At 62.1% G+C, this 15,239-nt stretch carries 13 protein-coding genes; 1 reads left to right on the forward strand and 12 read right to left on the reverse strand.

Translation table 11 applies throughout. The features are described 5' to 3' along the window. Window positions 1–61 precede the first annotated feature (61 nt). From DK870_RS24605 to leuC, 12 genes are all read right to left on the reverse strand, one after another. Window positions 62–745, reverse strand: coding sequence for an SPOR domain-containing protein (locus DK870_RS24605; protein WP_104994322.1), 684 nt, complete (start codon window positions 743–745; stop codon window positions 62–64). Beyond that, window positions 729–2,036, reverse strand: a complete 1,308-nt coding sequence (gene folC, locus DK870_RS24610) for a bifunctional tetrahydrofolate synthase/dihydrofolate synthase (protein ID WP_161549920.1) — start codon at window positions 2,034–2,036, stop codon at window positions 729–731. Before folC ends, DK870_RS24605 begins: the two co-directional genes overlap by 17 nt. Continuing rightward, window positions 2,033–2,953 carry an acetyl-CoA carboxylase, carboxyltransferase subunit beta gene (gene accD / locus DK870_RS24615; protein ID WP_161549921.1) on the reverse strand — a complete coding sequence of 307 codons (921 nt, stop codon included), beginning with the start codon at window positions 2,951–2,953 and terminating at the stop codon, window positions 2,033–2,035. Before accD ends, folC begins: the two co-directional genes overlap by 4 nt. A gap of 244 nt (window positions 2,954–3,197) precedes the next feature. Then, a complete protein-coding gene (locus DK870_RS24620) occupies window positions 3,198–3,830 on the reverse strand; it encodes a phosphoribosylanthranilate isomerase (protein WP_161549923.1) in 633 nt (210 codons plus the stop codon). A gap of 63 nt (window positions 3,831–3,893) precedes the next feature. Beyond that, complete coding sequence (gene truA, locus DK870_RS24625) at window positions 3,894–4,718, reverse strand: tRNA pseudouridine(38-40) synthase TruA (RefSeq protein WP_060755784.1); 825 nt, start codon at window positions 4,716–4,718, stop codon at window positions 3,894–3,896. A 148-nt stretch (window positions 4,719–4,866) separates the two neighbouring features. Further along, window positions 4,867–7,443, reverse strand: coding sequence for a FimV/HubP family polar landmark protein (locus DK870_RS24630; RefSeq protein WP_161549925.1), 2,577 nt, complete (start codon window positions 7,441–7,443; stop codon window positions 4,867–4,869). A gap of 162 nt (window positions 7,444–7,605) precedes the next feature. Beyond that, a complete protein-coding gene (locus DK870_RS24635; protein ID WP_161549927.1) occupies window positions 7,606–8,616 on the reverse strand; it encodes an aspartate-semialdehyde dehydrogenase in 1,011 nt (336 codons plus the stop codon). Between the two features lie 238 nt (window positions 8,617–8,854). Further along, on the reverse strand, window positions 8,855–9,967 hold the full coding sequence (gene asd / locus DK870_RS24640; protein ID WP_025856452.1) for an aspartate-semialdehyde dehydrogenase: 1,113 nt from the start codon (window positions 9,965–9,967) through the stop codon (window positions 8,855–8,857). Between the two features lie 64 nt (window positions 9,968–10,031). Beyond that, window positions 10,032–11,114: a 3-isopropylmalate dehydrogenase gene (gene leuB, locus DK870_RS24645; protein ID WP_060755787.1), complete on the reverse strand. Its 1,083-nt coding sequence runs from the start codon at window positions 11,112–11,114 to the stop codon at window positions 10,032–10,034. A 53-nt stretch (window positions 11,115–11,167) separates the two neighbouring features. Further along, the gene (locus DK870_RS24650) at window positions 11,168–11,932 is read right to left on the reverse strand and encodes a class I SAM-dependent methyltransferase (protein ID WP_104994328.1); all 765 of its coding nucleotides are present in this window, start codon (window positions 11,930–11,932) and stop codon (window positions 11,168–11,170) included. Between the two features lie 139 nt (window positions 11,933–12,071). Further along, window positions 12,072–12,716, reverse strand: coding sequence for a 3-isopropylmalate dehydratase small subunit (leuD, locus tag DK870_RS24655; RefSeq protein ID WP_090369791.1), 645 nt, complete (start codon window positions 12,714–12,716; stop codon window positions 12,072–12,074). A gap of 10 nt (window positions 12,717–12,726) precedes the next feature. Further along, on the reverse strand, window positions 12,727–14,145 hold the full coding sequence (gene leuC / locus DK870_RS24660) for a 3-isopropylmalate dehydratase large subunit (protein ID WP_161549929.1): 1,419 nt from the start codon (window positions 14,143–14,145) through the stop codon (window positions 12,727–12,729). A gap of 147 nt (window positions 14,146–14,292) precedes the next feature. On the opposite strand from leuC, the gene DK870_RS24665 reads away from it, so the two are divergent. Beyond that, on the forward strand, window positions 14,293–15,183 hold the full coding sequence (locus DK870_RS24665) for a LysR family transcriptional regulator (RefSeq protein ID WP_104994330.1): 891 nt from the start codon (window positions 14,293–14,295) through the stop codon (window positions 15,181–15,183). Window positions 15,184–15,239 lie beyond the last annotated feature (56 nt).

Consider the following 15,239-nt stretch of genomic DNA (forward strand, 5'->3'; position numbering starts at 1 on the left):
ACTGACACACCACTATCGGGAACAAGCCCCCTCCCACACTTGACTGCATTTCCAGCCGTAATCAGCCGCGCTCAGGCTGAAAACGGGTGACGAAACCCTTGAGGTTCTGCTGACGATCCAGCAGGTCGCGCAGGCGATCCGCCTCGGCGCGCTCGATCAGCGGGCCGATAAACACACGATTCTTGCCGTCGGCGCTACGGATATAGGCGTTATAGCCTTGGCTGCGCAGCTTCTTCTGCAAGGCGTCGGCGCCTTCACGATTGCCCAGGCTGGCCACTTGAATCGACCAACTGACCGGCAAGCCATTCGGATCGATACGGCTCTGGCCCACATCCGGTTTGCCGGGTGCGGCAGGCTGCGGCACAACCGGCTTGGGTGCCGGCGCAGGCGCGGCAGGCTTGGCCGCCACCACGGGCGCTGCTGGAGCCGGTGCCGGCTTGGCCACGGGCACGCTTGGCTGTACCGGCATGGTCGGTGCCTGCTGTGTCGGTGCCTGCTGCGCCGCCACCTCAGCGTCGCTCGGCACGGGCTCTTCTTCAGGCAACGCCTGCGGCTCCGGCACCACCACCGGCTCGACCTGAACCTGCGGCATCACCGGCGCCTGCGGCGCAGCGGGCGCCTCGACAACCACCTGACGCTCTTCATCCTGACGGGAAAACAGCATCGGCAGGAAAATCACCGCCAACGCCACCAGCACCAGGGCTCCAACCATTCGCTGCTTGTATGCGCTATCCAGTAATGCCATGTGCAGCTTCCTCCGTGGAGCGCCGGGACAACCACTCGAGCGCCTCGGCAACACAATAAAATGATCCGAACAACAGAATCTCGTCCTCGGCCGTAGCCACCGCACATTGCGCTTCGAGCGCGGCAGTGACGCTTGCATACGACGCCACTGGCGCGCCAAGGTTCTGCAACTCGACCGCCAATTCGTTGGCCGGACGGCTGCGCGGGGTATCCAGCGGCGCTACCGCCCAAGCCTGGATGCTGCCCAACAAAGGCGCAACCACACCGTCCAGATCCTTGTCGGCCAACAGCCCGAACACCGCCAGGCGACGACCGACAGGCAGATCACGCGACAGACGCTGCGCCAGGTATTGCGCCGCATGCGGGTTATGCCCCACATCCAGCAACAGGTTAAGGCGCTTACCCTCCCAGTCGAACGCACGACGATCCAGACGCCCGACCACACGGGTCGCCCGCAAGGTCTCGGCGATCTGCCGGGCATCCCAGGGCAGATCCAGCAAGAGATAGGCCTGCAGCGCGAGGGCTGCGTTTTCCATCGGCAAGTTCAGCAGCGGCAGGTCGCGCAGCTCGACGGCTTGACCCCGCGCATCACGCCCGCGCCACTGCCAATGCTCAGCACCTACTTCGAGATTGAATTCACGGCCACGCAGGAAAAACGGACAATCCAGCTCACGCACCTTGTCCAGCAAGGTATGCGGTGGGTCCAGGTCACCGCACAGGGCAGGTTTGCCCTGGCGGAAGATCCCGGCCTTCTCAAAGGCCACGGACTCGCGGGTGTTACCCAGGTAATCGGCGTGATCCACGCCAATGCTGGTCACCAGCGCCAGGTCGGCATCCACCACGTTGACCGTGTCCAGACGCCCACCCAGGCCAACCTCGAGGACCACCACATCCAACTGCGCACGCTCGAACAGCCAGAACGCCGCCAGGGTGCCCATCTCGAAATAGGTCAGGGAAATCTCGCCACGCCCCGCATCCAGCGCAGCGAACGCTTCGCAGAGCTGCTCATCAGTGGCTTCGACACCCTCGATCTGCACCCGCTCGTTGTAACGCAGCAAGTGTGGCGAACTGTACACGCCGACCTTCAGCCCTTGAGCTTGCAGCAACGCCGCGACAAAGGCACAGGTAGAGCCTTTGCCGTTGGTGCCGGTCACCGTGATGACACGCGGTGCCGGCCGGCCCAACCCCAGGCGGGCCGCTACCTGTTGCGAGCGCTCCAGGCCCATGTCGATGGCGGACGGATGCAACTGCTCAAGGTAGGCGAGCCATTCGCCCAGGGTACGCTGGGTCATAGGTTTGCCGGTACCGGCGGAACCACGACAGCTTCGACTTTAGGCGCAACGTACACTGGCGTCGGCAGGCCCATCATTTGTGCCAGCAGGTTGCCCAGGCGTGGACGCAGTTCACCGCGCGGGATGATCAGGTCGATCGCACCGTGCTCAAGCAGGAACTCACTGCGCTGGAAGCCTTCCGGCAGTTTTTCGCGCACGGTCTGCTCGATAACGCGCGGGCCGGCAAACCCGATCAGGGCCTTGGGTTCTGCGACGATCACGTCACCCAGCATTGCCAGGCTGGCGGATACACCGCCGTAGACCGGGTCGGTCAGCACGGAGATGAACGGGAGACCTTCTTCACGCAGACGCGCCAGCACCGCCGAGGTCTTGGCCATTTGCATCAGGGAAATCAGGGCTTCCTGCATACGCGCACCACCCGAGGCGGCGAAGCAGATCATCGGGCAGCGATTTTCCAGGGCATAGTTGGCGGCACGAACGAAGCGCTCGCCAACGATGGCGCCCATGGAGCCGCCCATGAAGGAGAATTCGAAGGCCGAAACGACCACCGGCATGCCCAGCAGCTTACCGCTGACGGAAACCAATGCGTCTTTCTCACCGGCCTGCTTCTGCGCAGCGGTCAGGCGGTCCTTGTACTTCTTGCCGTCGCGGAACTTGAGACGGTCAACCGGCTCCAGGTCTGCACCCAGCTCGGCACGACCATCGGTGTCCAGGAAGATATCGATGCGGGCGCGAGCGCCAATACGCATGTGGTGGTTGCACTTGGGGCAAACGTCCAGGGTCTTTTCCAGCTCGGGACGGTACAACACCGCGTCGCAGGACGGGCATTTGTGCCACAGACCTTCAGGAACCGAGCTTTTCTTCACCTCGGAACGCATGATCGAAGGGATCAGTTTGTCTACTAACCAGTTGCTCATGCTTTCTTTCTCCAGTACCGGTGGCTTGAACACAGCCCCGCGTATGCCCTTGAGCTAAATTCATATGTGGCGATGACACAGACTGGACGGGGTCAGACGTTCGACCTGCCATTTCCGGCCTGTATCCTCAGCCTTCCAGACAACCTGCCAGTGCAGGGTTGCCACTTCATTTCCGGGCCACCCACAGGCGGCGCCGGGCTGTTTTACACAGTGGTAGTTATGGACGGCGGCAGACTGCCAGCCGTCACATCCCGCCACTGCTGTTGCGCACAGCCTGCATGAATGCGCGAATCTTGCTGTGATCCTTGATGCCCTTGCCCTGCTCCACGCCGCCACTGACATCCACGGCATAGGGCCGAACCTGCTCGATTGCCGCCCCGACATTCGCGGGATTGAGCCCTCCGGCCAGGATAATCGGCTTGCCCAGCCCTTCAGGAATCAGCGACCAGTCGAATGCTTCACCGGTCCCGCCGGGCACGCCTTCAACATAGGTGTCCAGGAGAATCCCGCGCGCGCCGATATAGGCGGCACACGCAGCTGCGATGTCATCCCCGGCCTTGACGCGCAGCGCCTTGATATAAGGGCGCTGGTAGCTCTCGCATTCGTCCGGGCTTTCGTCACCGTGAAACTGCAGCATGTCCAGCGGCACGGCATCCAGGGTCTCGTTGAGTTCGCAACGGCTGGCGTTGACGAACAACCCCACCGTGGTCACAAATGGCGGCAGCGCAGCGATGATCGCCCGCGCCTGCAGTACATTCACTGCCCTCGGGCTCTTGGCGTAAAACACAAAACCGATGGCATCGGCCCCCGCCTCGACTGCCGCCAGCGCGTCTTCTATGCGGGTAATCCCGCAAATCTTGCTGCGAACGGCTGACATGTCGTGGAAACCTCAGGGTTGGACCGAGAAAGTCCCGGATGTTAACAAAAGCTTTTCCGGGCGTCAGCCGCCAAGTTCGCTGAAGCCTGTGAGGAAGTGCGGCCCGATGAAACGCTCCGGCAGTTCGAACTCGTCACGGTACTCGACCCCCACCAGGTACAGGCCGAACGGATGCGCGGTTACCCCTCCGGTGCGACGAATACGACTGTCCAGCACTTCCTTGGCCCACTCCACCGGGCGCTCACCGGCACCAATGGTCATCAGCACGCCGGCAATGTTGCGCACCATATGGTGCAGAAAGGCGCCGGCACGGATATCCAGCACGATCATCTTGCCGTGCCGCGTCACCCGCAGGTGATGGACTTCCTTGATCGGCGACTTGGCCTGGCACTGCCCCGCCCGGAAAGCGCTGAAATCATGCACGCCGACCAGATGTTGCGCGGCCTCGGCCATACGCTCGGTATCGAGCGGGCGATGGTTCCAGGTAATTTCTTCGTTGAGGTGCGCCGGGCGGATCTGATCGTTGTAGATCACATAACGGTAGCGCCGAGCGATGGCCTTGAAGCGCGCATGGAAGTGCGCAGGCATGACCTTGGCCCAACTGACACTGATGTCATGGGGCAAATTGATATTGGCGCCCATTACCCACGCCTTCATCGAGCGCTCGGCCTGGGTGTCGAAGTGCACCACCTGGCCGCAAGCGTGTACACCGGCGTCGGTACGCCCGGCGCACATCAGCGACACCGGCGAGTCGGCAACCTTCGACAAAGCGTTTTCCAAGGTTTCCTGCACGGTCAGCACACCGGAGGCCTGGCGCTGCCAGCCGCGATAACGCGAACCTTTGTATTCCACGCCCAGGGCGATGCGATGAAAGCCTGCGGCCGCCATTTCGGCGGCCGCGTTATCTATATTTGCCAAGAACTGAGAGCCCGATGAGTTGCGCAAAGGCCGCCATTATAAGGAAGCAGGCCCGCGCCAGGCGCTTTTTTTGCGATCAAGGAACGAGTGCCTTCAGCCGCAAAAGCCAGCGATCGGATCAGGCCAGTCGCCCGAGCATTTCCTTGGCTTCACCGCGTTGGGCTTCATCACCTTCGGTGAGCACTTCGGACAGAATGTCCCGTGCGCCGTCCGCATCGCCCATGTCGATATATGCCTGGGCCAAGTCCAGCTTGGTCGCGACCTCGTTGGTGCCGGAGAGGAAGTCATACTCAGGCTCATCACTGCCCAAAGCCGCATCCTGCTCCGTGAAGGACGGCTCGATCGGCGGATGCTCCAGGGTCTGGGACAGGCGATCAAGCTCGGCGTTGACGTCGCCCAGCTCAGTTGCAAAGGCATCGGGCTTGGTCGCCGCAGCGCCAGCAGGTTCATTCTCCAGGGACAGGTCGAAGTCTTCCGGCAGCTCGAAATCGTCCAATGCGCCGGCCGTGAGGGTCGGCGGCTCGACCGCCGGCACGTCCTTCATGGAGTCTTCAAGGCCGGAAAGGAAATCTTCATCGGCCTGCGAGGCTGGCGGATCAAGCTGCAGATCCAGGTCGAAGTCCGACAGATCGTCTGCATTGCTCTTGGCTTCAGTCTGCTGTTGCAGCAGCGCCTCGAACGTCTGTTGATCAGCCTTGACCTCGGCCGGCGATGCCGCTTCCAGGTCGTCCAGGCTCAAGTCAAAATCCGTATCGAACGGCTCTGGCTCGGGAGCTGGGGTTGGCTTGTCTTCCAGCAGATCCTTGACGTACTGGGCATCCAGGGCCGCCGCCGCGACGGCAGCACTGACGCCCGCCGCCAGCACGGCCATGGCCGGGAAGCGGCTCTTGAGCTGCTCGACCTGGGCGTGGTTTTGACCATTGGCCACCAGTTGACGCTCTTGGGTGACGAAACCGTCCTTGTCACCCTGCAGGCCGTAGACTTCCATCAGTTTCAAACGCAGATCGCTGCGCTTGGGCTCATGCTTGATCGCCTGCTCCAGTATGTCGGCGGCCTGGTTCAGATGGCCGCGATCGATATGGGATTGGGCCTGGGCCAACGCATCGCTGGAGTTTTCCGGGGCCACGGCCACGGCCAGCGGGGCCAGCACGGACGCCACCGTCGGCGCGACAACGGGCTCAACCACGTGGGCTGGAGCTGGAGCTGGAGCTGGAGCTGGAGCCAGCTTGACGCTCGGCGGTGGTACTTCCAGACCTTCAAAGCTGTCAGGCGGCAGGTCTTGGTCGATATTCGAGGCGAACACCGGCTCTTCCGCCAAGGCCCGCGCCATGCGCAGGTGCTTTTCTTCTTCGCGCCGGGCATTGCGATGACGTGCCCACAGCAGCAGGAGCAGCAACACCAGCAAACCCGCCGCCCCCCCTATTACGCCAAGCACAATCGGGTTGGTCAGCAGTTCGTTGAACGGTCCATCGGCGCTGGCGGGGGCCGCGCCAGGCTTGCTGGCTTCAGGCTTGGCCGCTTCAGGCGCCGGGGTCACGGTGGCCACGGGCGCCACAGGCTGCGCCGGAGCAGCGGCGGGCTCGCCGGGCAACTGTGCCGAGATTGCCGCCGGCGCAGGCGCGGCCGGGTCAGCCTTTTCAGCCTGCAAACGCGCCAATTGATCATTTTTCAGTTGAATCAGCTTTTGCAGCTTGTCCAACTGGCTTTGCAGGTCCGCCGCACGGCTTTTCAGCTCGGCATTGTCACGGCGGGTGGTATCCAGTTCTTCCTGGGTCATCGCCAGCTTGTCGCTCAGGCCGCGACTGTCACCCGCTTTACCCTTGGCACCTTTTTTCGCGGACTCGGCCGAGACCAGGCTCAAGTTGTCCTTGCCTGTGGTGCTCGATGGCGCGTTGCCCGCCTGGGTGCGCTTGGTGGCGTCCAGCTGGGGCTTGCCGGTGGCTTGACGGCTCGCGGTACGACGCCCCTCCCGCCACGCCGCGTTTTGCGCACGCACTTCTGCGATGGCTTTGGGTTGCGGCAGGCTGGTCGCTTGCACACGATCAGGCAGGCGCAGGACCTGGCCGGTTTTCAGGCGGTTGATATTGCCATCGATAAAGGCATCGGGGTTGAGCGCCTGGATCGCCAGCATCGTTTGCTGGACCGACGCGCCATTACGGCTCTTCTCGGCGATTTCCCACAAAGTGTCGCGGGACGTGGTCGTGTACTGGGCGGGCTTGCTGGCAGCGGGCGCAGCGCCTGCCGGTGCGCTCAAGCGCGGGGCGGGTGCACTGGCGACAGGCGCCGGCTGATCAAACTTGGCCGGGTCGAGCAGCACACTGTAGTCACGCATCAAGCGGCCGTTAGGCCATTGCACCTGCAACAGGAAACGGATGTAGGAGTCCGGCAGCGGCTTGCTGGACGTGACACGCACGACACTGCGACCGCTAGGGTTGACCACCGGGGTGAACGTCAGGTCATCGAGAAACGCCTGGCGATCCACGCCGGCATCCACAAACGCCTGGGACGATGCCAGGCTCGGCGTGATCTCGGAAGCCGTGAGGCCACCGACATCGAGCAATTCGATTTCCACCGACAACGGCTGGTTCAACTTCGACTTGAGGGTCATCTCCCCAAGCTGCAGCGCCTGCGCCATACCGGAGGACAGCGCCGAGGCGGCCGCTATTGCTAACACCAGTTTGCGAACTTGAACCATAGCCTCATCCTTTGTTTTGAACACTCCCCGGCCTGCGAGAAGGTTGGTAACCGCTGCCATAAGGCATGGCGAGCCGATAGGTCACCGACGCACTTCTATTGCGCTTCGGGCCAAGCATAGCGCTTAGTTAGAATCAATCTACAAATTGCCGCCAAGTATCTTTTACACAAGGCGTTTTATCAACAACTGCGCCAGTTCTACGGCGTTGAGGGCCGAGCCCTTGCGTACGTTATCTGACGTCAGCCACAGATTTAGTTCCGCAGGGTCGTCCACGCCTGCGCGAACCCGTCCTACGTACACCACATCCTGGCCGACGGCATCGCCTACCGCCGTCGGGTAGTCACCCTCCTCCACCAGCTCGATTCCAGACGCTGCGTCCAGTACACGATTGACGACGGCCAGGTCGACCGGTGCGCCCAGCTGCAACGACACAGTCAGGCTATCGCCAAAAAACACCGGGGCTTGAACGCAGGTTGCGGAAATCTTCAGCAAAGGGGTTTCCAGTACCGCTCGCAGCTCGTGTACGAGGCGTTTCTCCAGAGCGGTATGACCTTGGGTATCCGGGGTGCCGACTTGCGCCAACAGGTTGAAGGCCATTTGTCGATCAAAAAACTGCGGCTCCAGCGGACGCACATTCAGCAGCTCGGCGGTCTGCCGGGCCAGCTCGCTGACGGCCTCGCGGCCCAGGGCAGATACGGCCAGGCTGGCGGTAACGCTGACGCGCTGAATGTCCAGCACGTCGCGCAACGGTGCGAGCACTACCGCCAGGTTCGTCGCCGACGGGCTCGGGCTGCCGAGCTGGAAGGGCTTTTTCAAACCCTCCAGGACATGCGCATTCGCTTGCGGCACGACTTGAGGCGCCTGATCGGCCGGCAAGGCCCCGGACAGGTCGATCACCGCGCAGCCTGCCGCCGTGGCGCGCGGAGCGAAACTCAGGGTGACTGCCGGGCCGGCCGCAAAGAACGCCAGCTGCGCCTTGTTGAAATCGAACTCATCGACCTCCCTGACCCGCACGTTCTTGCCGCGAAACGGTACCGATGCGCCGGCGGAGTTGCTGCCCGCCAGCAGATACAAGGTGCCTACCGGAAAATCCAGCTCCTCGAGAATCTGCACCAAGGCTTCACCGACGATGCCGGTGGCGCCGATCACGGCAATTTCAAAGGTCTGGGTCATAGGGGCTGCCTCGGGCATTGCGGGGGGAGCCGCACTTTACCGGGTGGCTTGGGGTGAGGCAATTAAACTGGGGGTTGCGGTGTGGCTGATGGCCCTATCGGGGGCAAGCCCCCTCCCACAGTGAGTGTGCTCACCCATCAAAATTGTGGGAGGGGGCTCGCTCCCGATAAGGCCCGCAAGAACCATAAAAAACCCCGCGACTGTCGCCAGCGCGGGGTTCTTCAACAGCAGCAAACGATCAACGCTCCAACAGGATCCGCAGCATGCGACGCAGCGGTTCGGCCGCGCCCCACAGCAGTTGGTCGCCGACGGTGAACGCACCAAGGAACTGGCTGCCCATGTTCAGCTTGCGCAGACGCCCCACCGGTACATTCAGGGTGCCGGTCACTTTGGTCGGGCTCAGCTCCTGCATGCTGATATCGCGGTTGTTCGGCACCAGCTTGACCCATGGGTTGTGCTGGCTGATCAGCGCTTCGATATCCGCGATCGGCACGTCTTTGTTCAGCTTGATGGTCAGCGCCTGGCTGTGGCAACGCATGGCGCCGATGCGCACGCAGATGCCATCCACCGGGATCGGGCTCTTGAAGCGACCCAGGATCTTGTTGGTTTCGGCCTGGGCCTTCCACTCTTCACGGCTCTGGCCGTTCGGCAGTTCCTTGTCGATCCACGGGATCAGGCTACCGGCCAGCGGCACGCCGAAATTCTCGGTCGGGTAGGCATCGCTGCGCATGGCTTCGGCGACGCGACGGTCAATGTCGAGAATCGCACTGGCAGGGTCTGCCAGTTGATCGGCGACCGCAGCGTGGGTGGCGCCCATCTGCTTGATCAGTTCACGCATGTTCTGCGCGCCGGCACCGGAGGCCGCCTGATAGGTCATGGCGCTCATCCACTCGACCAGGCCCGCTTCGAACAAGCCACCCAGGCCCATCAGCATCAGGCTGACGGTGCAGTTGCCACCGACGTAGTTCTTGGTGCCGGCATCCAACTGCTGGTCGATGACCTTGCGGTTCACCGGATCCAGGATGATCACGGCGTCGTCCTGCATGCGCAGGCTCGACGCGGCGTCGATCCAGTAACCCTGCCAGCCGGCTTCGCGCAGCTTGGGGAAGACTTCACTGGTGTAGTCGCCGCCTTGGCAGGTCAAAATCACGTCGAGGGTCTTCAGCTCTTCAATGCTGTAGGCGTCCTTGAGCGGGGCAATATCCTTGCCCACGGACGGCCCTTGGCCACCCACGTTCGACGTGGTGAAAAACACCGGCTCAATAAGATCGAAATCCTGCTCTTCCAGCATCCGCTGCATGAGCACGGAACCGACCATACCGCGCCAACCGATCAGACCTACACGTTTCATCGCAACTACACCTTGTTAAAAAGTGGGCCGCCTTGCAGCAACAACTGCAAGTGGGCCCGAGAGATTACAGATTCCGCAGCGCGGCGACTACTGCGTCGCCCATTTCTTGCGTGCCGACCTTGGTGCAACCCTGCGACCAGATGTCGCCGGTACGCAAGCCCTGATCCAGCACCAGGCTCACGGCTTTCTCGATTGCGTCTGCCGCATCAGCCAGGTTGAAGCTGTAACGCAGCATCATCGACACCGACAAAATGGTTGCCAGCGGGTTGGCAATGCCCTGGCCCGCGATGTCCGGCGCCGAACCGTGGCACGGCTCATACATGCCCTTGTTATGGGTGTCCAGGGACGCCGACGGCAGCATGCCGATGGAACCGGTGAGCATCGACGCCTGGTCGGACAGGATGTCGCCGAACAGGTTGTCGGTGACGATCACGTCGAACTGCTTGGGTGCGCGCACCAGTTGCATGGCGGCGTTGTCGACGTACATGTGGCTCAGCTCGACATCCGGGTAGTCCTTGGCCACTTCTTCGACGATCTCACGCCACAGCTGGCTGGACGCCAGGACGTTGGCCTTGTCCACCGAGCAGACCTTCTTGCCGCGCACGCGGGCCATGTCGAAGCCGACGCGGGCGATACGGCGGATTTCGCTCTCGCTGTACGGCAGCGTGTCGTAGGCCTGGCGCTCACCATTGTCCAGTTCGCGCACGCCGCGTGGCGAGCCAAAGTAGATACCGCCAGTCAGCTCACGCACGATCAGGATATCCAGGCCCGATACCACTTCCGGCTTCAGGCTCGACGCATCGGCCAGTTGTGGGTAGAGGATCGCCGGGCGCAGGTTGCCGAACAGGCCCAGTTGCGCGCGGATTTTCAGCAGGCCGCGCTCAGGGCGGATGTCACGCTCGATCTTGTCCCACTTCGGGCCACCGACGGCGCCGAGCAACACGGCGTCGGCAGCGCGAGCACGCTCCAGGGTCTCGTCAGCCAGCGGCACGCCGTGCTTGTCGATGGCGGCACCGCCGATCACGTCGTGGCTCAATTCGAAGCCCAGGCTGTACTTGGTGTTGGCCAGTTCCAGAACCTTGACCGCTTCGGCCATGATTTCCGGACCAATACCGTCGCCAGGGAGAATCAGAATCTGCTTGCTCATGGGTTCCTCATTTCATCAAGCGACCCGCCCGCAGGCAGGTCGGGGAAAATTGATCAGCGTTCGGCCCACACCACCAGCACATCGGTGCTGAAGGTGCCGTCGGCTTGAATTTCGAAGTAATCGCGCACTTCCTGGCCCATTGCCTGCTGCAGCTCAAGGATCGCGGCGCGCAAGGCCTGCGGCGTGCGCATGCGCTCAACCCAGGAGGTGTATTCCAGTCGCAGGCGCTGGCGACTGCTGTTGCGCACATGCAAACCGGCTTCGCTGAGCTGGCGCATCCATTCGGCGGCGGAGTAATCGCGCACGTGGCTGGTGTCGCGCAGCACTTCGACGGTTTGCAGGTAAGTGTCCAACAGCGGGCTGCCCGGTGACAAGACGTCGACAAACGCCGCCACGCCGCCCGGCTTGAGCACCCGACGCACTTCACGCAGGGCCAGGCCCAGGTCGCTCCAGTGGTGCGCCGAGTAACGACTGAACACGAAGTCGAACTCGCCGTCGGCAAACGGCAAGCGTTCAGCGGCGCCGTGTACGGTACGGATATTGGCCAGGCCCCGGTCTTTCGCAGCGGCGGCGACCACCTCGAGCATCGGCTGGGACAGGTCGTAGGCCACCACTTCCTGGACCAGCGGTGCCACGTTGAAGCTCACATGACCGGCGCCACACCCCAGGTCCAGCAGGCGTGCACTGCCCTGCCCGGCCAGTTCGGCCTGCAGCAGCGCGAACTCGGTGCCTTGGGCGTGCACGGCACTGCTCAGGTAGGCCGAGGCTTGCTCGCCGAATTGTTTTTGCACGACTTGGGTGTGGGCGGTGGTGGTCATGGGGGGTTCCTCAATGGACCTTGGGGTGTTGGTTCTGGCCTCATCGGGAGCAAGCCCCCTCCCACATTTTGTTTTGTGAACACCTTCAAAATGTGGGAGGGGGCTTGCTCCCGATGGCGGCGGTCCTGCCTACAGCGGTTTACGCGTCGCGAAACAACCAAGGCTGGCTGGCCCGGTGCTTGGCCTCAAACGCTGCAATCGCGTCGCCGTCCTGCAAGGTCAGGCCGATGTCATCCAGGCCGTTGAGTAGGCAATGCTTGCGGAAGGCATCGACCTCGAAGTGGTAAACCTTGCCATCCGGACGGGTCACGGTTTGCGCGGCCAGGTCGACGGTCAGCTGGTAGCCCTCCTCGGCCTCCACCTGCTTGAACAGCTCATCCACTTCGGCATCGCTCAAGATGATCGGCAACAGGCCGTTCTTGAAGCTGTTGTTGAAGAAGATGTCGGCGTAACTCGGCGCGATGATGCTGCGAAAGCCGTATTCTTCCAGGGCCCAAGGCGCGTGTTCACGACTGGAGCCGCAACCGAAGTTTTCCCGGGCCAACAACACGCTGGCGCCTTGGTAGCGCTGGGCGTTGAGCACGAAATCCTTGTTCAGCGGGCGCTTGGAGTTGTCCTGGTAGGCGTAGCCCACGTCCAGGTAGCGCCACTCGTCGAACAGGTTGGGGCCGAAGCCGGTACGCTTGATCGACTTCAGGAATTGCTTGGGGATGATCTGGTCGGTGTCGACGTTGGCACGATCCAAAGGGGCGACAAGGCCGGTGTGTTGGGTAAAAGCACGCATCGGGTATTCCTCAGATCAATTCGCGAACGTCGATGAAACGACCGTTGACGGCGGCCGCAGCAGCCATGGCCGGGCTGACCAGGTGGGTACGCCCACCGGCGCCCTGACGCCCTTCGAAGTTACGGTTGGAGGTCGACGCGCAATGCTCGCCCGACTCCAGGCGGTCCGGGTTCATCGCCAGGCACATGGAGCACCCCGGCTCACGCCATTCAAAACCGGCTTCGAGGAAAATCTTGTCCAGGCCTTCCGCCTCGGCTTGCGCTTTGACCAGGCCCGAGCCCGGCACCACGATGGCCTGCTTGATGGTCGAGGCCACTTTGCGGCCCTTGGCGATCACGGCCGCAGCACGCAGGTCTTCGATCCGCGAATTGGTGCAGGAGCCGATGAACACACGGTCCAACTGGATATCGGTGATCGCCTGGTTGGCCTGCAAGCCCATGTATTTCAAGGCCCGTTCGATGGAGCCGCGCTTGACCAAATCGGCTTCCTGGGCCGGGTCCGGCACGTTCTGGTCGACGGCCAGCACCATTTCCGGCGAGGTACCCCAGCTGACTTGCGGCTTGATCTGGGCCGCATCGAGCTCGACCACAGTGTCGAACACCGCATCGGCGTCGGAGACCAGGTCTTTCCAGGCTTCGACAGCGGCATCCCAATCGGCACCTTGCGGAGCGAATGGACGGCCTTTTACGTATTCAACGGTCTTTTCGTCCGCTGCCACCATGCCCACGCGGGCACCGGCTTCGATGGACATGTTGCAGATGGTCATGCGGCCTTCGATGGACAGATCACGAATGGCGCTGCCGGCGAATTCGATGGCATGGCCGTTACCGCCGGCGGTGCCGATCTTGCCGATCACGGCCAGTACGATGTCCTTGGCGGTCACGCCGAACGGCAGCTTGCCTTCGACCCGCACCAGCATGTTCTTCATTTTCTTGGCGACCAGGCACTGGGTGGCGAACACATGCTCCACCTCGGAAGTGCCGATGCCATGGGCCAGAGCGCCGAAGGCGCCGTGGGTGGAGGTGTGGGAGTCGCCGCAGACCACGGTCATGCCGGGCAAGGTGGCGCCCTGCTCCGGGCCGATCACATGCACGATGCCTTGACGCACGTCATTCATCTTGAATTCGGTGATGCCATATTCGTCGCAATAGTCGTCGAGGGTCTGCACCTGCAAACGCGAGACCTGGTCGGCAATAGCGTCGATACCGCCCTTGCGCTCAGGGGTGGTCGGCACGTTGTGATCCGGGGTGGCAATGATGGAATCGACGCGCCAAGGCTTGCGCCCGGCCAGCCGCAGGCCTTCGAACGCTTGGGGCGAGGTCACTTCATGGATGATGTGACGGTCGATATAGATCAGCGACGAGCCATCGTCGCGCCGTTTCACTTCATGGGAATCCCAAAGCTTGTCGTAAAGCGTTTTGCCGGCCATCAGTCGGTCCTCATCAGCGGTCTTTCTATGCCCCGGGTCTTGAGACATTCAATAACCCTTTGGCTTGTGAGGCTGATGGTATGGCGCTACATTAAATAACTCAAATTCATATTTTTTATGCTTTGGATTACCAACTGGAATACATAAATGGACTTGGCCAACCTCAATGCCTTTATTGCCATCGCCGAAACCGGCAGTTTCTCCGGCGCCGGTGAACGCCTGCACCTGACGCAACCGGCCATCAGCAAACGTATCGCCGGGCTGGAACAACAATTGAAGGTGCGCCTGTTCGATCGCCTGGGCCGCGAAGTGGGTTTGACCGAAGCCGGGCGGGCCTTGCTGCCGCGCGCTTATCAGATTCTCAACGTACTGGATGATACGCGTCGCGCCCTCACCAACCTGACCGGCGAGGTGAGCGGACGGCTGACCCTGGCCACCAGCCATCATATTGGCCTGCACCGTTTGCCGCCGATCCTGCGCACGTTCACCCGTGAATATCCCAATGTCGCGCTGGATATCCAGTTTCTCGATTCAGAAGTGGCCTACGAAGAAATCCTGCATGGGCGTGCCGAAGTGGCGGTGATCACCCTGGCGCCCGACCCGCACCACGTGGTCAAGGCCACGCCGGTGTGGGATGACCCGCTGGATTTTGTGGTGGCGCCGGAGCACAGCCTCATCAGTAACGGCAGCGTCAACCTGGCCGACATCGCCCGCCACCCGGCCGTCTTTCCCGGCGGCAATACCTTCACCCACCATATCGTCAGCCGTCTGTTCGAGGCCCAGGGCCTGACGCCGAACATCGCGATGAGCACTAACTACCTGGAAACTATCAAGATGATGGTCTCCATCGGCTTGGCCTGGAGCGTGCTGCCACGGACTATGCTGGATGATCAGGTGGCAAGTATCGCTTTACCGGGCATACAGCTCAGTCGCCAGCTAGGCTATATCGTGCACACCGAAAGGACGCTGTCGAACGCTGCGCGGGCTTTCATGAGCCTATTGGATGCACAGGTCGATCTGCCAGGGATACCGGCATGAAACCGTGCGGCCTCAAGGCCTGAACCAAACCGCGCCGAACGCCCATTGAGCCAAGG

Source organism: Pseudomonas sp. Q1 (assembly GCF_009935975.1).
Taxonomy (GTDB): domain Bacteria; phylum Pseudomonadota; class Gammaproteobacteria; order Pseudomonadales; family Pseudomonadaceae; genus Aquipseudomonas; species Aquipseudomonas palleroniana.